This window comes from Mesorhizobium sp. M0991 (genome assembly GCF_040318915.1).
Classification (GTDB): Bacteria; Pseudomonadota; Alphaproteobacteria; order Rhizobiales; family Rhizobiaceae; genus Mesorhizobium.
Genome location: NZ_JAMYNE010000003.1, coordinates 96129 through 112995 on the forward strand (window position 1 = coordinate 96129; position 16867 = coordinate 112995).

At 63.5% G+C, this 16867-nt stretch carries 19 protein-coding genes; 11 read left to right on the plus strand and 8 right to left on the minus strand.

What is annotated here, in order from left to right; all coding sequences use genetic code 11:
- Positions 1-64: 64 nt before the first annotated feature.
- Both bluB and NKH70_RS06195 read right to left on the minus strand, forming a co-directional pair.
- On the minus strand, positions 65-700 hold the full coding sequence (gene bluB, locus NKH70_RS06190; protein ID WP_352911410.1) for a 5,6-dimethylbenzimidazole synthase: 636 nt from the start codon (positions 698-700) through the stop codon (positions 65-67).
- 414 nt (positions 701-1114) lie between these two features.
- The gene (locus NKH70_RS06195) at positions 1115-1825 is read right to left on the minus strand and encodes a glutathione S-transferase family protein (protein WP_352717592.1); all 711 of its coding nucleotides are present in this window, start codon (positions 1823-1825) and stop codon (positions 1115-1117) included.
- Positions 1826-1902: 77 nt separating this feature from the next.
- On the opposite strand from NKH70_RS06195, the gene NKH70_RS06200 reads away from it, so the two are divergent.
- The 3 genes from NKH70_RS06200 (at position 1903) to NKH70_RS06210 (ending at position 3752) form a co-directional block, all read left to right on the plus strand.
- Complete coding sequence (locus NKH70_RS06200) at positions 1903-2415, plus strand: DinB family protein (protein ID WP_352717594.1); 513 nt, start codon at positions 1903-1905, stop codon at positions 2413-2415.
- A 52-nt stretch (positions 2416-2467) separates the two neighbouring features.
- Positions 2468-2833, plus strand: a complete 366-nt coding sequence (locus tag NKH70_RS06205; protein ID WP_352911406.1) for a hypothetical protein — start codon at positions 2468-2470, stop codon at positions 2831-2833.
- Positions 2834-2963: 130 nt separating this feature from the next.
- Positions 2964-3752 carry a GGDEF domain-containing protein gene (locus NKH70_RS06210; protein WP_352717597.1) on the plus strand — a complete coding sequence of 263 codons (789 nt, stop codon included), beginning with the start codon at positions 2964-2966 and terminating at the stop codon, positions 3750-3752.
- 12 nt (positions 3753-3764) lie between these two features.
- On the opposite strand, the gene NKH70_RS06215 is transcribed toward NKH70_RS06210, so the two are convergent.
- From NKH70_RS06215 to NKH70_RS06225, 3 genes are all read right to left on the minus strand, one after another.
- Complete coding sequence (locus tag NKH70_RS06215) at positions 3765-4067, minus strand: DUF982 domain-containing protein (protein ID WP_352452964.1); 303 nt, start codon at positions 4065-4067, stop codon at positions 3765-3767.
- A 163-nt stretch (positions 4068-4230) separates the two neighbouring features.
- Positions 4231-6312, minus strand: coding sequence for an ATP-dependent helicase (locus NKH70_RS06220; protein WP_352911400.1), 2082 nt, complete (start codon positions 6310-6312; stop codon positions 4231-4233).
- Between the two features lie 93 nt (positions 6313-6405).
- Entirely contained in the window at positions 6406-6579 is a 174-nt protein-coding gene (locus NKH70_RS06225; RefSeq protein ID WP_023677660.1) for a hypothetical protein, read from the minus strand.
- Between the two features lie 132 nt (positions 6580-6711).
- On the opposite strand from NKH70_RS06225, the gene NKH70_RS06230 reads away from it, so the two are divergent.
- From NKH70_RS06230 to NKH70_RS06265, 8 genes are all read left to right on the plus strand, one after another.
- Positions 6712-6891, plus strand: coding sequence for a hypothetical protein (locus NKH70_RS06230; RefSeq protein ID WP_254820275.1), 180 nt, complete (start codon positions 6712-6714; stop codon positions 6889-6891).
- 437 nt (positions 6892-7328) lie between these two features.
- On the plus strand, positions 7329-9206 hold the full coding sequence (locus NKH70_RS06235) for an ABC-F family ATP-binding cassette domain-containing protein (protein ID WP_352911397.1): 1878 nt from the start codon (positions 7329-7331) through the stop codon (positions 9204-9206).
- A gap of 4 nt (positions 9207-9210) precedes the next feature.
- A complete protein-coding gene (locus NKH70_RS06240; protein ID WP_352911394.1) occupies positions 9211-9405 on the plus strand; it encodes a hypothetical protein in 195 nt (64 codons plus the stop codon).
- Positions 9406-9447: 42 nt separating this feature from the next.
- On the plus strand, positions 9448-11556 hold the full coding sequence (locus NKH70_RS06245; protein ID WP_352911392.1) for a molybdopterin-containing oxidoreductase family protein: 2109 nt from the start codon (positions 9448-9450) through the stop codon (positions 11554-11556).
- Between the two features lie 68 nt (positions 11557-11624).
- A complete protein-coding gene (locus NKH70_RS06250) occupies positions 11625-12311 on the plus strand; it encodes a DUF2270 domain-containing protein (protein ID WP_502908322.1) in 687 nt (228 codons plus the stop codon).
- A gap of 71 nt (positions 12312-12382) precedes the next feature.
- Complete coding sequence (locus NKH70_RS06255) at positions 12383-14719, plus strand: cation:proton antiporter domain-containing protein (protein ID WP_352977719.1); 2337 nt, start codon at positions 12383-12385, stop codon at positions 14717-14719.
- 378 nt (positions 14720-15097) lie between these two features.
- On the plus strand, positions 15098-15331 hold the full coding sequence (locus tag NKH70_RS06260; RefSeq protein WP_352977718.1) for a DUF680 domain-containing protein: 234 nt from the start codon (positions 15098-15100) through the stop codon (positions 15329-15331).
- Positions 15332-15601: 270 nt separating this feature from the next.
- Entirely contained in the window at positions 15602-15874 is a 273-nt protein-coding gene (locus NKH70_RS06265) for a DUF680 domain-containing protein (RefSeq protein WP_352911386.1), read from the plus strand.
- A 114-nt stretch (positions 15875-15988) separates the two neighbouring features.
- Here the strand turns inward: NKH70_RS06265 and NKH70_RS06270 are convergent, their stop codons facing one another.
- Genes NKH70_RS06270 through NKH70_RS06280 form a run of 3 tightly spaced genes read right to left on the minus strand, consistent with a single transcriptional unit; the run spans position 15989 to position 16825 of the window.
- Positions 15989-16504 carry a SixA phosphatase family protein gene (locus NKH70_RS06270; RefSeq protein ID WP_352911385.1) on the minus strand — a complete coding sequence of 172 codons (516 nt, stop codon included), beginning with the start codon at positions 16502-16504 and terminating at the stop codon, positions 15989-15991.
- Between the two features lie 4 nt (positions 16505-16508).
- A complete protein-coding gene (locus tag NKH70_RS06275; RefSeq protein ID WP_352911382.1) occupies positions 16509-16610 on the minus strand; it encodes a hypothetical protein in 102 nt (33 codons plus the stop codon).
- Positions 16611-16621: 11 nt separating this feature from the next.
- The gene (locus NKH70_RS06280; RefSeq protein WP_352911381.1) at positions 16622-16825 is read right to left on the minus strand and encodes a hypothetical protein; all 204 of its coding nucleotides are present in this window, start codon (positions 16823-16825) and stop codon (positions 16622-16624) included.
- Positions 16826-16867 lie beyond the last annotated feature (42 nt).

Sequence of the window (16867 nt, forward strand, 5' to 3'; positions counted from 1 at the left end):
TCCACAGCCCTGCAGCGGAGGAGTCATTCTTCCCCGCAAAGAGGATGGCAGCGCCGCCATACCACTACCGCCTTGTCACGATAGACGGCCGCCGGATTTCCCAGCCTTCCCGTTCCAGCTCCGGCACGCTGTGGTTCTCGCTCGGGTAGCCGATGCAGAAGTAACCGATCAGTGTCCACTCCGGCGGCACGTCCAGGATCGTCGCCATCTCGGCCGGATCGAGGATCGAGACCCAGCCCATGCCTATTCCTTCGGCGCGCGCAGCCAGCCACATCGTGTGGACCGCCATGACAGCCGAATAGTCTATGGTGGCTGGCATGGTCAGGCGGCCGAGCCCATGCCCTTGCGAGGTTGTACGGTCGGCGAAAACCGCAAGCTGGCAGGGTGCCTCATTCAGGCCCGCAAGCTTCAGGCGCGCATAAAGCGCGGCGCGTTCGCCGCAAAAGGTTTGGAGTGCCTCCGCGTTGCAGCGCTCGAAGCATGTCCTGACGGCAGCGCGGCATACTACGCTCTCGACGACGACGAAGCGCCAAGGTTGGCTCAGCCCGACGGACGGCGCGGCGCTGGCAAGCTCGAGCAGCCGCTCCAGCGCCCCTTCGGGGAGCGGCGTCGGCTTGAACCGCCTGACGTCGCGTCGCCACAGGAAGAGATTGGCGAGCCCGGCGCGAAAGTCGGCCGGGAACTCTGGGTTTGCGGTCATGGCGCGCTGCCTTTGTTGTGATTGTCCGGTTCGCCGGATGTTCGTCTTGTTTGCTGCGATCCGGGTGCTGATGAGGCGCTTCGAGCGACACGTCTGCTACCCGCATTGTCGCATTTCGCCGGGCGGCAATTCTAACGCATGTCGCGCAAAAGTGTGCAGCGGTTTTGCGGTAACGACATGCATCAAAACAAGAACCTAAAGCGCGTCACATGAGGCCGGTCGGACGCGACGCGCTCTAGCCAAGGCTGGACGACATTGCCGCGATCTACGCCGTTGGACCTTGATCGGCAAACAAAACCCGCCTCGGCAAGCCGGGCGGGTCGTCGGTACGAATCAGCACCATACCCAAATTAGTAGCATAGCTGCCGCACAAAGCAAGAACAAAATGTGGCGTTGCCGATGAAACTGCCGATTTCACCCCTCAAGCGGGGCGATCGCTGCCGGCGCGACCGTGCGGCCGACGCCGCCATGCAGATCGAGGCATCGTTCGAACCATTGCGCCACGACGTCGCTGTCGTCGAGCAGCCGGTAGGGCGTGGCGATGCGCGCCCATTGCAGCGCGCCGAAAACGATGTAGTCGGCAAATAGCGGCGACTGGCCGCTGATGAAGGGCTGATAGCCAAGCATCGAGCGGAGCGGCTCCAGCGAGGCGCGGAAGCTGGCGAGCCCAGCGTCGCGGGTGGCGTATACCGCCTCCAGGCGATTGCCGAAGCGCTGCTCGCGGGTCTGCCGGAAATAGGCGGCGTTCGCCTCGTCCTGCATGGCGTGTAGGTCCAGTATCGCAGCGGTGGTGACGTAGGGATGGATGGTCAGCTGCGACCAGCGTTCGATGAAGCGCGCCATCGCCTTACCACCGTCGCCGGAAAACAATGTCGGCCGCTCGGGATAGGCCTCCTCGAGATAGAGCGCGATGGCGAAGGAATCGGCGACCACCGTCTCGCCGTCGCGGATCACCGGAACGAGCTTCGAGACGCCGCCTTCCACCTTCGGCACTTCGAGGAAACGGGTCGGCACGCTGGTGATGTCGAGCCCTTTGTGGGCCAGCGCCATCGCCGCCTTCCAGCAATGTGGGCTGAATGGGCGGGCGGCGTCGCGTCCGACAAGGTCATAGAGCAGAATGGTCATTGGCGGCAGCGTCCTTGCAGTCTAACTATGCCCGAAACAGACCCGCGCGAAACAGGGTCTCGCAGGTCGAGAGAAGAATGAAACAGCATTTCAGGATGTTTGCGGCCTACAATCAATGGGCCAACGGCCGCATCTACGACGCCGCCGCCGATCTCGACGAGGAAGAGTTCGACCGCAATGTCGGCGTCTTCTTCGGTTCGATGATGGGAACGCTCAACCACCTCCTGGCAGCCGACCGTATCTGGATGAAACGCTTCACCGGCGAGGGCGACGCGCCGGCAAGGCTCGACACGATCCTGCACCGCGCCTTGCCCGGCTTGCGGCTGGCGCGCGAGGCCGAGGACAAACGGATCATCGACTGGGTCGACGGCCTGAGCGACAAGGCGCTGTCGGGCCGCTTCTCCTACATGACCGTCTCGGATATGCGCACCGTCTCGCAGCGGCTGGCGCCGGCGCTCGATCACTTCTTCAACCACCAGACCCACCACCGCGGCCAGGCGCATGCGATCCTGACCGTTCTGGGCAAGCCAAGCCTCGGACTGGACCTGACGATGTTCCAGCGCAGCGAGGAGGGCAGAGCATTCGCCTAAAGCGCGTCGCGTTCGACCGGCCTCCATGCGACGCGCTTTAGGTTCTTGTTTGATGCATGTCGTAATCGCAAAACCGCTGCACACTTTTGCGCGACATGCATTAACCCTGGGGCGGCTGGTGAAGCGGACGGTGGATAGAGGACGATCTGCCGAGATTGCAAAACGCGCCAAAACATTTTATGGAGCGCACGGTCGTGAGGGCGGCCGCTTCAGCAGCATTCAGCAGCAACAGCGAGAATTGGCACGCATGCCCAATGAACCCTTGCGCCTTGTGGCGTTCTTCGCCGTGGTCCTGGCGCTCCTCAACTCCGGTTATTATTTCCACCAGGGGGACATCGTCGCGACCATCTATTTCATGATCGGCGCCATTCTTGTGACTGCGGTGACCCGGATGAGTGTCAGAAGGCAGCTGATTTAGGACCGACCCGCTTATCTGGCCGCCATCTCGACGGCCGGTTCGCTTCGACTGCGATCGAATTGAAAGCAAAGTCTTAGGACTTCGTTTGCGCTGTTGCTTCAAGGTGGCCGGCTGAAGCAGGAGCAAAAAAATGCGGATCGATTTGTCCCCGACGAGCTGGGGCAGGGTCGTGGCGGTTACCGTCGCTGGCACCGTGGTCTGCATTGCAGCCGCGTTCTTCGTCGATTCCTTCAATTTCCCGTATTTGTCGCCGGAAGCGCTGTGGCGGGCGCAGCTCACCGACCTGCTGCTGCCGCTTGTGCTGGCCGGCTCGTTCTTCTTTTTCCTGATGTGGAAAATGCGCCAGCTGGCCATCGCGCAGAAGGCACTGGCCATCGTCGCGGCGACCGACAGCCTGACGGCGGTGTTCAACCGGGGTGCGTTTTCGATGCTCGTCGAAGCCTATCTCGAACAGGCCCGCAGCCATTCCGTCGTCAATGCCGGCGCCTTGTTGATCGTCGATGCCGACCATTTCAAATCCGTCAACGACCGCCTCGGCCACGACTGCGGAGACCAGGCGCTCAAGCTGATCGCCAGGACGATCCAGGGCCAGCTGCGCGGCGCCGATATCGTCGGCCGGATCGGCGGCGAGGAATTTGCGGTTTTCCTTCCCGGCGCAGATCCTTCGCAGTCCTGGCTGGTGGCGGAGACAATTCGCCGACGCGTCCGTGAGGCGGAGTTCTCGCCTGGCGGCCGGCCCTGTCCTCTCTCGGTCAGCATCGGCGGCGTCGCCTTCAGCGGGCCGACCACCTACGCCGAGATGTTCGTGGTGGCGGACAAGCACCTTTACAAGGCCAAATCGAACGGCCGCGATCAGGTCAGTTTCGAGACCGCGGCAGCGGGCGACCCGCCGGGCGGCGGCCCGATGACGGTCCATTGACGGTCGTTTCTGTCAGGCGGCGTAGCCGCCGAGGCCCCGGGCGACCGGCTTGACCGAGACTGCCGGCTGCGCGGCCGGCCAGAGGATGCCTGCCGTCACGGCGAAGGTGATCAGGGCGTCGCGTGCCGCTTCGGCCGAGATCTCGCCGGCACGTGCCGCCTCGCAGGCCTTTACCGCGGCGCCATAGCTCAGCCGCCGGCGCGAAGGCGGGAACTCGGTCAGGAATTCGTGCATCTCGGAGAACGAAGCGATCGTACGCTTGTAGCCGGCGCCAACGGTTAGGGCGACCGGGGTGGAAAACGTCCTGTCGTGCATTCTGGCCTCTCGAATGGGCGGAGGTCACGGCGGACGCCGTTCTCCGGTCTGGGGGTCGGGCAGAAACGCGGATCACGGCGCGAGGTTCCATGTTGCCGGGATTGTTTTTCGCCGGCTCTGGGAGCGGTCGCCGGGCGAGCAGCGCCAGCGGCGAGGCGGGTGCCTATTTCCACATGCCGCGCATGCGGGCGCCGAGATCGACACGCACCTGCGGCTGGCGGCGCGGATCGTCTCTGGCCTGGACGCTGGCCCAAGCCACCTGCTCGAACGCGCCGAGGATCGAGCGCGGGATGAAGCGCGTGCGCGAGGCATAGACATGGCGGTCGCCGCGCGCCGCCTGGCCGTGGACGAAAAAGCGATGCGGCATGACCAGGTGCAAGCTGTCCTTGGCCCGCGTCATCGCCACGTAGAGCAGCCGCCGCTCCTCGTCGATGTCCTCCTTGCTGCCGACGCCGAGATCGATCGGGATGCAGCCGTCGACGGTGTTGAGCACGAAGACGCTCTTCCACTCCTGGCCCTTGGCCGAATGGATGGTCGACAGGATCAGATAATCCTCGTCGCGGTGCGGCGGGCCGGCCTCGTCGCTGGTCGCGTCCGGCGGATCGAGCGTCAGCTCGGTGAGGAAGCGCTCGCGCGAGGCATAGCCGGAAGCGATCTGTTCGAGCTGCAGGAGATCGGCCCGGCGCGTCGTTGCATCCTCGTGGATGCGTTCCAGATACGGCTCGTACCAGAGCCTGACCTGCTCGATGTCGGCCGGCCATTTTTGCGCGCCGGCGCGCAGGCCGCAATAGAGCGCGACAAAGCCCGGCCAGTCGTCGGCGGCCCGCTGCGGCGGCCGGTAGCGGGCAAGCCCCATCGTCTCGTCGAGCGACGTGGCCATGGTCTCGACGATCGCATTCGCCGCCGAAGGGCCGATGCCGGGCAGAAGTTGCAGCACGCGAAAGCCGGCGACGCGGTCGCGCGGGTTCTCGGCAAAGCGCAGCACGGCCAGCACGTCCTTGACGTGAGCCGCATCGAGAAATTTCAGCCCGCCGAACTTGACGAAGGGGATGTTGCGGCGCGTCAGCTCGATCTCCAGCGGGCCGCTATGGTGCGAGGCGCGAAACAGCACGGCCTGCGCTTTGAGAACGGTGCCGGCCTCGCGTTCGGTGAGTATCGCCTGGCAGACATAGCTCGCCTGCTCGGTCTCGTCGCGCACGCTCACCAGCTTCGGCTTTTCCGCCGATTTGCGCTCGGACCAGAGATTTTTGGTGAAACGTTCCGACGCTTCGCCGATCACCGCGTTGGCCGCCGCCAGGATCGTCTCGGTCGAGCGGTAGTTGCGCTCCAGCATGACGACCTCGGCCGGCTGCGCGAACTGCTTGGGAAAATCCAGGATATTGCGCACTTCCGCGGCGCGGAACGAATAGATCGACTGCGCGTCGTCGCCGACCACCGTCAGCCCCGATCCGTCGGGCTTCAGCGCCGTCAGGATCGATGCCTGCAGCCGGTTGGTGTCCTGGTATTCATCCACCAGCACATGGTCGAAACGTGCACCCAGATGCGCGGCGATTTCCGGCTCGCCGGCCATCTGCGCCCAGTAGAGCAGCAGGTCGTCGTAATCGAGCACGTTCTGCGCCTGCTTGGCCTCGACATATCGGGCGAACAATTGTTTCAGCTGCTCGGCCCAGCCGGCGCACCACGGGAACACCGAACCCAGCACCTCGCCGAGCGGCGCCTGTGCATTGACGGCACGCGAATAGATCGCAAGGCAGGTGCCCTTGGTCGGGAAGCGGGCTTCGGTCTTCGAAAACCCAAGCTCGTGGCGGGCGAGGTTCATCAGGTCGGCGGAATCCTCGCGGTCGTGGATGGTGAAGGCCGGATCGAGACCGATCTCCAGCGCATAATCGCGCAGCAGCCTGGCGCCGATGCCGTGGAATGTGCCGGCCCAACTCAGCGCATCGGTGATGACAGAAGCATCGCGGCCCAGCACCTCGCCGGCGATGCGCTCGACCCGCTTGGCCATTTCCGCTGCGGCACGGCGCGAAAATGTCATCAAAAGGATGCGGCGGGGGTCGGCACCCCTGACGATCAGATGGGCGACCCGGTGCGCCAGCGTGTTGGTCTTGCCGGAGCCGGCGCCGGCAATGACCAGCAACGGTCCGGCGATCTTGCCGTCGCCATGTTCGACGGCAAGCCGCTGCTCGGCATTGAGCTTCGCCAGATAGGCCGGCTGGAAAGACGAATCACTGGCGGCGAGGTTCATCGCTCATCAAGCATCGTTTCTGCTTTGTTCGCAACGGTTTGCGGAGACCAATAGGGCTCGTGAGCGACGGAGCCTTGCGGGCGGACCTGTCGACTAACGCTCGGGCTCGACGCCCATCCTTGCCGATTGCCGCCGCAGCGCCTCGCGATCGTCCTGTGGCGGCGGCAGCAGCAGCGGATCAAAATCGTCGGGTACCTCGTCGATCACTTTCTTGGCGACGCGATAGGCGACATAGACGATTGCCCCGGCGATGAGCAGACGGATCATGCCTTCCTCCATTGATTGTGGAGCAACCGGAGACGCGGCATTTTGTTCCCAGGCCCCTTGGCGAATGCAGGAACGACACCGGCCGCGCAACCAAATCGCCGACGCCTCGTTGTCGGGCGAGAGGAGACTGCGATGAAAAAGCGCTCAATCCTGCTGCTTATGGCAGCTCTGACGGTTGCGGGTTGCGACAACAACATCCAGCCGACCAAGGCCCCTGGCGACACGGTCGAGCAGAACCCGCAGGTCGACAAGAATCCGGTGCCGAAGTCGACGACCGGCGGCGATCAGCCCGGCACGCCGCCGAAACAATGACCACCTGAAATAGCATCGGCACCGGTCAAAGAGGTGGCCGGCGCCGCTTGGGAGGAAGCTGATGGCGCCGGCCAGGCGGAGATCAGGCCCGCCGCACATCCAAGGATAGCCGAGTCTTTCCGCAGCGTCATGGTCGATAGCGTACAGACGGCACGCCCCTGTGGACAAACCTGCCGGCCACGCCAGCGTTTGTTCATCAACACATGGAACAAACCCGCCTGCTGCGTGTTTGGGTGTCGATCGGACGCTCCCAAGGCCGCCGTTCACGAAAGAACCCGCTCTCCTTGTCCCCCCTCAGGATAGCGGGTTCTTTTTGCGTCTTGCGGGAGTCGCCGCCAGGCGGATTGACTTACCTGCTTGCCGGTTTTCGCGCCTTATGCGGCGAACCGGGGCTCCAGCCCTTGCGAAGCATGGTTGTCCCGTGCAAAAGCGCGGCCATGCTGATCATCAACGACCTTTCGCTCCGCATGGCCGGACGCCTGCTTCTCGACCATGCCTCGCTGACCTTGCCGGCCGGCAGCAAGGCTGGCCTTGTCGGTCGCAACGGCACCGGCAAGACGACCTTGTTCAAGGCAATCACCGGCGATCTCGCCTCCGAGACCGGCTCGATCAGCCTGCCCAAAAACACGCGCATCGGCCAGGTCGCGCAGGAAGCGCCGGGCACCGAGGAGCCGCTGATCGAGATCGTGCTCAAGGCCGATCTTGAGCGGAGTGCACTGCTCGAAGAGGAAAAGACGGCGGCCGATCCGCACCGCATCGCCGACATCCACATGCGGCTGGCCGATATCGATGCGCACTCGGCCGAGTCACGCGCGGCGACCATTCTCGCCGGCCTCGGCTTCGACGATGCCGCGCAGCGGCGCCCGGCCTCGTCCTTCTCCGGCGGCTGGCGCATGCGCGTCGCGCTGGCCGCCGTGTTGTTTGCCGAGCCCGATCTGCTGCTGCTCGACGAGCCGACCAATTATCTCGACCTCGAAGGCACGCTGTGGCTGGAAAACTACGTATCGAAATACCCGCATACCGTGCTCTTGATTTCGCACGATCGCGACCTGCTCAACCGCGCCGTCAACTCGATCGTCCATCTCGACCAGAAGAAGCTGACCTTCTGGCGCGGCGGCTACGACCAGTTCGAGCGCCAATATACCGAGCAGCGCGAATTGCAGGAGAAGGGCCGCGTCAAGCAGGAGGCCGCGCGCAAGCACATGGAATCCTTCGTCGAGCGCTTCCGCGCCAAGGCGTCGAAGGCGAGGCAGGCGCAGTCGCGCATCAAGGCGCTGGAGAAGATGAAGCCGATCGCCGCGATCGTGAACGACACGGTTCGGCCGTTCTCCTTTCCGGAGCCGGTGAAGACGGTTGCCTCGCCGATCATTGCGCTGAACAACGTCAATGTCGGCTATACCGAGGGCGAGCCGATCCTGAAAAAGATGACGCTGCGCATCGATGCCGACGATCGCATCGCGCTGCTCGGCGCCAATGGCAACGGCAAGTCGACCTTCGCCAAGCTTTTGGCCGGCCGGCTGAAACCGGAGACCGGCAGCATGACGGTGGCGCCCGGGCTGAAGGCGGCAATCTTCGCCCAGCACCAGCTCGACGACCTCAGGCCCGACGAAAACGCTTATGAGCACGTCCGCCGGCTGATGCCGGACGCGCCGGAATCCAAGGTGCGCGGCCGCGTCGCCCAGTTCGGCCTGACCACCGAAAAGATGAACACGGCCGCCAAGGATCTGTCCGGCGGCGAGAAGGCCCGGCTCCTGATGGGCCTGTCGGCCTTCGAGGGGCCGAACCTGTTCATCCTCGACGAGCCGACCAACCATCTCGACATCGACAGCCGTGAATCGCTGATCCATGCGCTGAACGATTTTCCTGGTGCCGTCATGCTGATCTCGCACGACCGCCATCTGCTCGAAGCGACCGCCGACCGGCTGTGGCTGGTCAAGGACGGCGCGGTCAATCCGTATGACGGCGACCTCGAAGATTACAAGACGCTGGTCACCGGCGTCTCCGGCGACCGCCGCGGCAAGCGCGAGGCGGACAAAGCCTCGAAAGCCGACCGCCGCCGCGATGCAGCCGCGCGCCGCGCTGCCTTCGAGCCGCTGGCCAAGGAAATCCGCGCCACCGAAGCGCTGATGGACCGCCTCCGTAAGCGCATCGACCTGATCGAGGATGAACTCGCCAACCCGGCCGTCTACGAAAAGGACCCCTCAACCGCGACAAGGCTGGCCAAGGAGCGCTCACAACTTGCGCAACAGCTGGCCGGCCACGAGGAAAAATGGCTGTCGATGTCGGCGGAGTACGAGGAAGGCACGGCGGAGTAGGACGATGTCGACAAAACTCTGGATCGAAGCTGCCAAGGTTTTGGTTGTCAATTCCGAAGCTGTCGTAAAATGCCCTGAGTGTGGAGACGGCAATCTGCTGGTCATCGACGCAGCCGGATCATCGCATGTCGAGCGCCACATACATTGCCCGAAATGCGGCGCCTACAACGCCTTGCTTAAGAGCATTGATGGCGGGTAACTGGCCCTACACGCCGCTATCACAACCGGCTAGTTTGCTCCCATGAATCAGCACGCCAAGCTCAAAATCGGCCATTCGGCCTGTCCGCATGATTGCCCGTCGACCTGCGCGCTCGAGGTCGAATTGCTCGACGCCAGGCGCATCGGCCGGGTCCATGGCGCCAAGGCCAACAGCTATACGGCCGGCGTTGTCTGCGCCAAGGTCGCCCGCTATGCCGACCGCATCCATCATCCCGACCGTTTGCTGAAGCCGCTGGTCCGCGCCGGCGCCAAGGGCGAGGGCGTATGGAAGGAAGCGAGCTGGGAGGCCGCACTCGACCTCGTCGCCGAAAAGTTCATTGCGGCGGAGGCGAAATACGGCTCGGAGACGGTCTGGCCCTATTACTATGCCGGCACGATGGGGCTGGTGCAGCGCGACGGCATCGAGCGGCTCAGGCACGCCAAAAAATACTCCGGCTTCTTCGGTTCGATCTGCACCAATCTGGCCTGGACCGGCTGGATGATGGGCGCCGGCGCGCTGCGCGGCCCCGATCCGCGCGAAATGGCGAAGTCCGACTGCGTGGTGATCTGGGGTACCAATGCCGTGGTCACGCAGGTCAACGTCATGACACACGCAATCAAGGCGCGCAAGGAACGCGGCGCCAAGATCGTCGTCATCGACGTCTACGAAAATGCGACAATGAAGCAGGCCGATCTCGGCTTGGTGCTGAAGCCCGGCACCGACGGCGCGCTGGCCTGCGCGGTGATGCACGTGCTGTTCCGTGACGGCATGGCCGACCGCGCCTATCTGGAAAAATACACCGACGATCCGCACGGTCTAGAAGCGCATCTTAAGACGCGGACGCCACAATGGGCCGCTGACATCACCGGGCTTTCCGTCGACGAAATCGAGGCCTTCGCCCGTCTCGTCGGCACGACGAAGAAGACTTATTTCCGCCTCGGCTACGGTTTTTCCCGGCAGCGCAACGGTTCGGTCAACATGCATGCCGCGGCCTCGATCGCGGCGGTCACCGGCTGCTGGCAATATGAGGGCGGCGGCGCCTTCCATACCAATTCGGGCATCTTCAAGCTCAACCAGGAACTGCTCGAAGGCACGCGGATGCGCGACCCCGCGATCCGTCATCTCGATCATTCGCGCATCGGCCCGGTGCTGACCGGGGCTGAGGATGCGCTCTATGGCGGCCCGCCGGTGACGGCGCTGCTGATCCAGAACACCAATCCGGTCAATGTCGCGCCGGAGCAGCGGCTGGTGAAGCAAGGTTTTCTGCGCGGCGATCTGTTTTCCTGCGTGCACGAGCAGTTCATGACCGACACCGCCAAACTCGCCGATGTGGTGCTGCCGGCGACGATGTTTCTCGAGCATGACGACGTCTACAAGGGCGGCGGCAACCAGCACATCACGCTCGGGCCGAAGCTGATCGACCCGCCGGAAGGACCGCGCACCAATCATTTCGTCATCGAGGAGCTCGGCAAAAGGCTCGGTGTCGCCGATCGCCCGGGCTTCGGCATGACCGAGCAGCAGCATATCGATGTCATTCTCGGCAAACGCGGGCTGGGCAGCTTTTCGAGCCTGAAAGAGCAGAAATGGGTCGATTTGCAGCCGAATTTCGCGGCCGCGCACTTCCTGGACGGCTTCGGCCATGCCGACAAGAAATTCCATTTTCGCGCCGACTGGACGGGCCAGGCGTCGCCCAATCGGCCACCGAAAACCATGGGCCTGTTCGGGCCGGTGGCGCGCCTGCCGGAATTCCCCGATCATGTCGACCTGATCGAGGTGGCGGACGAGGCGCACCCGTTCCGGCTGACTACCTCGCCGGCGCGCAATTTCCTCAATTCGACCTTTGCCGAAACGCCGGTGTCGCAGGCAAAAGAGCGCCGGCCGGAGCTGCTCTTGCATCCCGATGATGCGGCGGCACTCGGCGTTGCTGACGGCGGCCGTGTCGAAGTCGGCAACCAGCGTGGCGAGGTGGTGCTGCACGTAAGATTGTTTGACGGCATCAGGCGCGGCGTGGTCGTCGCCGAAGGCATCTGGCCGAACAGCGCCCATGAGCGCGGCGAGGGCATCAACGTGCTGACCGGCGCCGATGCGCCGGCGCCCTATGGCGGCGCCGCCTTCCACGACAACAAGGTCTGGCTGCGCCCGGCGGATTGAGCGTCGGAACGATATCTCCATCCGGCCGTTTTCGCGTGGCGGGTGGAGGCATGGTCATGGCAGAAGCGTTGGCGGCGCCGGATCCCATCGGAAGGACACTGTCGTCCGGCGAACTCGTAACCACGATGTCCCACTTTCATCGCGCCGAGATTGCGCGCATGGCTGGGTGGCGCGACCGCCTGGACCGGACGAGCAACTGGGCGATAACGGTTGTCGCGGCGATGCTGTCTGTCTCGCTTTCGACAGCCAGCGCTCACCACGGCGTGCTGCTGTTTGCCATGCTGCTTGTTCTGCTGCTGCTGTGGATAGAGGCGCGGCGATACCGCTTCTTCGACTTCTATCGGGCTCGCGTGCGCCAGTTCGAACGGCACTATTTCGCGCAGGTATTCTCGCCGCGGCCGGATTTCGCGTCCGATTGGCTGTTGATCGTCGGCGAGAGCCTGCGCGCACCAAAATTCCTGATTTCGCAACGAGTGGCTTTGGCGCGCCGCCTGCGTCGCAATTACATCTACATGCTGCTGATCCTGCTGCTGGCCTGGATCCTCAAACTGTCGACCCCCAGCCTCTTAAACGAAGGCGTCCGCATCGGTTTCGTTGGGTCGATGCGTGAGGCCGTCACCAGTGCTGCCTTAGGCCCAGTTCCGGGCGCGGTCATCGTCGTGCTGGTCGCCGTCCTCTATGCCGGCCTATTGGTGGCAGCCTTCCTGACGGAGAGCGACGACGGCGAACTCTCCTTCGGTGACGTCCACGTCTAGCAACGCCCTGTCTGGCAACGCAACGCGCTGTCGCGCGTTGTTGGACACGTGCATTGGGCGATGGGGGTTTCATGGCTTGGCAGGCTCCGACACGTTCCAGCCTGGCGCTGCTGGTTTGCGCTTTCGTCCCCGCAGGCGCGGCCTGGGCGGCGGAGACGCTTGTTGCCGGGTCCAAGGCCTCCGGCATGGGCGGTTCGGGCGAGGGCGCTTTCGTCGCCGAGATCGTGCTTCTGCTGCTTGTCGGGCGCGGCCTGGGCGAAGTGCTGCAGCGCTATGGCCAGCCGGCAATCATGGGCCAACTGATCGGCGGCATCCTGCTTGGTCCTTCGCTGTTCGGCTGGCTGTGGCCGTCGGCTCAGCACCTGATCTTTCCCAGCGATCCCGCGCAAAAGGGCATGATCGACGCGGTCTCGCAGCTCGGCATCCTGATGCTGCTTTTGCTGACCGGCATGGAGACGGACCTGCGGCTTGTGCGCCGGGTTGGCGCGGCCTGTTTTTCCATTTCGGCTACCGGCGTCGTGGTGCCCTTCATCTGCGGTTTCGCGCTGGCGCAGTTCCTGCCGGACGCATTGCTGGCTGACCCCACGCAACGCACCGTCGCCGGGCTGTTCCTGGGCACCGCGCTGTCGATCTCGTCGGTCAAGGTCGTCGCCATGGTGGTGCGCGAAATGAACTTCATGCGCCGCAACCTCGGACAGGTGATTATTTCCTCGGCGATCATCGAGGACACGATCGGCTGGCTGGTCATCGCCGTAACCTTCGGTATCGCCACCAACGGCAGGCTGCAGTTCGCGCCGCTGGTGACCACCATCGCCGCGGTGGCACTGTTCATGGTGTTCTCCTTCACCATTGGCCGCCGTCTTGTCTTCACCCTGATCCGCTGGACCAACGATCAATTCCGCAGCGAGTTTGCGGTGATCACCATGATCCTCATCATCATGGGAGCGATGGCGCTGATCACCAATCTGATAGGCGTCCATACCGTGCTGGGGGCGTTCGTCGCCGGCATCCTTGTCGGGGAATCGCCTATCCTCTCCAGCCATATCGAAGGCCAGCTTCGCGGCGTCATCACCGCGCTGTTCATGCCGATCTTCTTCGGCATGGCGGGGCTTTCCGCCGATCTCACCGTGCTCGCCGATCCGACGCTTGCCATGCTGACGGGCGCACTCGTGGTCATCGCCAGCATCGGCAAGTTTGGCGGCGCATTCATCGGCGCCAAATTCGCCGCCATGTCGTTCAAGGAAGCAATCGCCGTCGGCAGTGCAATGAACGCGCGCGGCTCGACCGAGGTGATCGTCGCCAGCATCGGCCTGTCGATGAACATCCTGTCGCACAATCTCTTCACCATGATCGTCACCATGGCCGTGATCACCACCTTGGCCATGCCTCCGATGCTGCGCTGGGCGCTCGGCCGGCTGCCGGTTGGGCACGACGAGCAGCAGCGTGTCGAGCGCGAGGCGTTGGACGAATACGGCTTCATTTCCAGGCTGGAGCGGCTGCTGGTGCTGGTCGACGACAGCAGGATCGGCAAGTTCACTGCCTATCTCGCCGGACTAGTCGGCGGAGGCAGCGGCATGCCCACCACCTTGCTTCGCCTGCCCACCACCTTGCTTCAGCCGAAAGACGGCCGAATTGACAGGCCAACCGATAGCAAGGGACAGGAGCGCGCCCTGCAGGAAATCAAGAAGGGTGCAAGAAAAAGCGCCCAGGCGGTGAAACGGATCGATGATACGCTTGTCGATAAAGTCCACCTGACGGCCCGCACCGAATTGGAAGCCACGGGTAAGACGATCGCCGAAGAGGCCCGCAAGGGATACGGCCTGTTGCTGGTCGGCCTTGACGATGTGCTGACCGCCGATGGCGCCTTTGCACCGGCCCTCAACGACATTGCCGCAGGATTTGACGGCCCGCTTTGCCTGGTCCTGAACGGCGGCAATGCTGCCGAAAAGATGCCGACGCTGAAGGCCGGCACCAGCATTCTCGTCCCCGTCAACGGAACCCAGGTGGCGCGTCGCGCCGCCGACTTGGCACTGGCGCTGGCCCGTCCAAACCGGGCGCGGATCAAGGTTCTCTACGTCTCGCAAAGGGCAGCCAAGGGCCGCAGGTCGACATCCGTGTCGCATAGCCGCGAAGAGGCCGTGCTGAAAGACATCGCCGATCTGGCGGGCCGCTACGGCCTGCATGTCGACACAGCGTTCCATACCCGCGTCACACCCGACAAGGCGATCGCCCGGGAGGCGGCCAAAGGCGCGGCGATCGTCGTGATGGGCGTTACCCAACGTCCGGGTGAGGACCTGTTCTTCGGCGAAACCGCCGGCGCTGTTTTAGCCGCCTGCAACTGCCCCGTCGTGCTTCTGGCCAGCGCGCGGCCCAAGCATGAAACCGCTGGCGCTGAACTGGCAGCGTGATTTTCATTGCCTATTGATCCGTCGGCAGGCATGTCGATCGAGGCTCTGAAAGCGCTGATCAGCCAAACGTAAACGAACTCGAACCGAACGGTTCGGTTCTGTTGACGGAGCGTACGGGAAGCGGTGAACGCCGGCTCACAGAATGTTAGCGCCGCAAATCACCAATGACCGCATAACCAATTGAAAAGAAAGAATAACATTGTGGCTAAAGGAGCCGCATGTCGAATTTCAAGCGGCCAATTTGGCGCACCCGTACAAAATTTTCGTGATTGGAAACGACAGGCTTGCCGACCCATCTCGGGGTGGTCCGAGCGACGCGAATTCCTCCCAAGGCACGCCACGTGACGGACAGAACGAAGAAATACCGGAGTACCTGAAATGACCAAGATCGCTCTTACCGCCGCGGCCATCCTTGTTGCCACCGGCACCGCTTTTGCCGGCAGCGACCATTATGGCTCGGACAATGTCAACCAGCCGGCCGCTCCTGCTGCCAACGTCGACAACACCTTGACCGGTTCGATCCGCAAGCCGGTCGCTTCCGAGCATACCGGGGCCAAGACGACCTCCGAGTCGGTGGCGCCTGAATCCGGCCAAGGCATCTGGGGCCGCTGATTATCACAGCCCTGGAACACAAGAGCGGCGGGCTTGGCCCGCTACTCTTGCTTTCGCCTATCAACGGGCGTGCGCGCCGGGTCGTATCCTACGCCATACTTTGATTTGCAGGTTTCATCTGTAGCCACAATCTCGGTTGCTGAAATCGTCCAGCAACGTGCACGTCGGAAAAGGCCGGGTGCGTATTCGTCGGCGCGGACAGCGCTCTCATCTCGAATGCGTTGAAAGCAACGACAACTCACGAATGACCAGTACACTGGAGTACCTGAAATGACCAAGATTGCTCTTACCGTCGCCACCATCGTCCTCATCGCCACGGGCAGCGCCTTAGCCGGCAGCGATCATTTTGGTTCGGACGGCGTCAACCAGCCGGCCGCGCCTGTTGGCAATGCGCCTGTCGGCAATATCGACGGCGGGTTAACCGGTTCCATCCGCAAGCCGCTGACGGCTGAGCACAACGCCGTCGACACCGAGGCGACGACCCGCTTCGGCACGGATCAACCCGTAGTGCCCCAATCTGGCCGGGGCAACTGGGGCCGATAGGTCCTCAAACTCCGGAGCACAAAGAGCGGCGGGCCTGGCCCGCCGCTCTTGTTTGTGCGAAGCTCGGTCGGTCGAAAGGATCGGCGATCCTTCCCCCGGCCTGTTGGTAAATCCCTAACGCAGATCCTTCGGCCAAATGCAGTGCGTCAGCCGGGCGCCGCCGAAGCTGAGACCGGCCCAATCGCCATCGACATCGAACCGAGCCAGGGCCGCGGTGGGGAATTTTTCCGCCAGCTTCTTCAGCGCCGCTTCATCCGATCCAGCCCCGGCAAGACCGCGCGCGAACTCCTCCAACCCGGGATTGTGGCCAAGCACCAGCAGCGTTCCGGTCCCCGCCTTTACTTGCCGAACCTTGGCGAGGATGTCCGCCGCCGCTGCCTCGTAGAGCGCCTGGGCAAATTTGGCCTGCACCTTCGCCGGCAATTCCGCCGAGACCAGCCGCCAAGTGTCGCGGGTGCGCAGCGCCGGCGATACCAGCGCCAGCTCCGGCAGCCAGCCGCGCCGGGCCAGTTCGCGGCCGACCAGCGGCGCTGCCTTCAGCCCGCGCCCGGACAGCGGCCGGTCGAAGTCGATGAGATCGGGATCGTCCCAACTCGACTTGGCGTGACGCAGGAGCAGCAGTTGCTTCATGGATTCAAAATAAGGCCGAAACGTCGCGTGCGCCATGCACGACGCGGACGGTCTCGACGCGCTGTTCGGCCAGCCGATAAAGCACGAGATAATTGTCGATCGTCAACGATCTGGATGTCAGCCATTCCGCTGGTTGTTGGTGGCGTTGCCGAACCGGCCGCGAGCTTTCTGTATTATCTCCCCGATGTCGAACCGCGCGAACGGACCGCTTTCCAGCCCATCTGTCCAGGCTTTCCGTAGTCGCTCCGCTTCGGCTATGCGCAAGGGCTGGTCAAGCCCCCATTCGGGTAGCACCTCGCTGACTTTTTCGACGGTGACCATCAAGCTGTCTCCTTTGATTTACCTGCGTTGTCGGCGACATCA

Bases quoted from the DNA above. Each gene is read 5' to 3' on its own strand.
- bluB (WP_352911410.1), bottom strand. From the start codon at position 700: ATGACCGCAAACCCAGAGTTCCCGGCCGACTTTCGCGCCGGGCTCGCC.
- NKH70_RS06195 (WP_352717592.1), bottom strand. From the start codon at position 1,825: ATGACCATTCTGCTCTATGACCTTGTCGGACGCGACGCCGCCCGCCCA.
- NKH70_RS06200 (WP_352717594.1), top strand. From the start codon at position 1,903: ATGAAACAGCATTTCAGGATGTTTGCGGCCTACAATCAATGGGCCAAC.
- NKH70_RS06205 (WP_352911406.1), top strand. From the start codon at position 2,468: ATGCATGTCGTAATCGCAAAACCGCTGCACACTTTTGCGCGACATGCA.
- NKH70_RS06210 (WP_352717597.1), top strand. From the start codon at position 2,964: ATGCGGATCGATTTGTCCCCGACGAGCTGGGGCAGGGTCGTGGCGGTT.
- NKH70_RS06215 (WP_352452964.1), bottom strand. From the start codon at position 4,067: ATGCACGACAGGACGTTTTCCACCCCGGTCGCCCTAACCGTTGGCGCC.
- NKH70_RS06220 (WP_352911400.1), bottom strand. From the start codon at position 6,312: ATGAACCTCGCCGCCAGTGATTCGTCTTTCCAGCCGGCCTATCTGGCG.
- NKH70_RS06225 (WP_023677660.1), bottom strand. From the start codon at position 6,579: ATGATCCGTCTGCTCATCGCCGGGGCAATCGTCTATGTCGCCTATCGC.
- NKH70_RS06230 (WP_254820275.1), top strand. From the start codon at position 6,712: ATGAAAAAGCGCTCAATCCTGCTGCTTATGGCAGCTCTGACGGTTGCG.
- NKH70_RS06235 (WP_352911397.1), top strand. From the start codon at position 7,329: ATGCTGATCATCAACGACCTTTCGCTCCGCATGGCCGGACGCCTGCTT.
- NKH70_RS06240 (WP_352911394.1), top strand. From the start codon at position 9,211: ATGTCGACAAAACTCTGGATCGAAGCTGCCAAGGTTTTGGTTGTCAAT.
- NKH70_RS06245 (WP_352911392.1), top strand. From the start codon at position 9,448: ATGAATCAGCACGCCAAGCTCAAAATCGGCCATTCGGCCTGTCCGCAT.
- NKH70_RS06255 (WP_352977719.1), top strand. From the start codon at position 12,383: ATGGCTTGGCAGGCTCCGACACGTTCCAGCCTGGCGCTGCTGGTTTGC.
- NKH70_RS06260 (WP_352977718.1), top strand. From the start codon at position 15,098: ATGACCAAGATCGCTCTTACCGCCGCGGCCATCCTTGTTGCCACCGGC.
- NKH70_RS06265 (WP_352911386.1), top strand. From the start codon at position 15,602: ATGACCAAGATTGCTCTTACCGTCGCCACCATCGTCCTCATCGCCACG.
- NKH70_RS06270 (WP_352911385.1), bottom strand. From the start codon at position 16,504: ATGAAGCAACTGCTGCTCCTGCGTCACGCCAAGTCGAGTTGGGACGAT.
- NKH70_RS06280 (WP_352911381.1), bottom strand. From the start codon at position 16,825: ATGGTCACCGTCGAAAAAGTCAGCGAGGTGCTACCCGAATGGGGGCTT.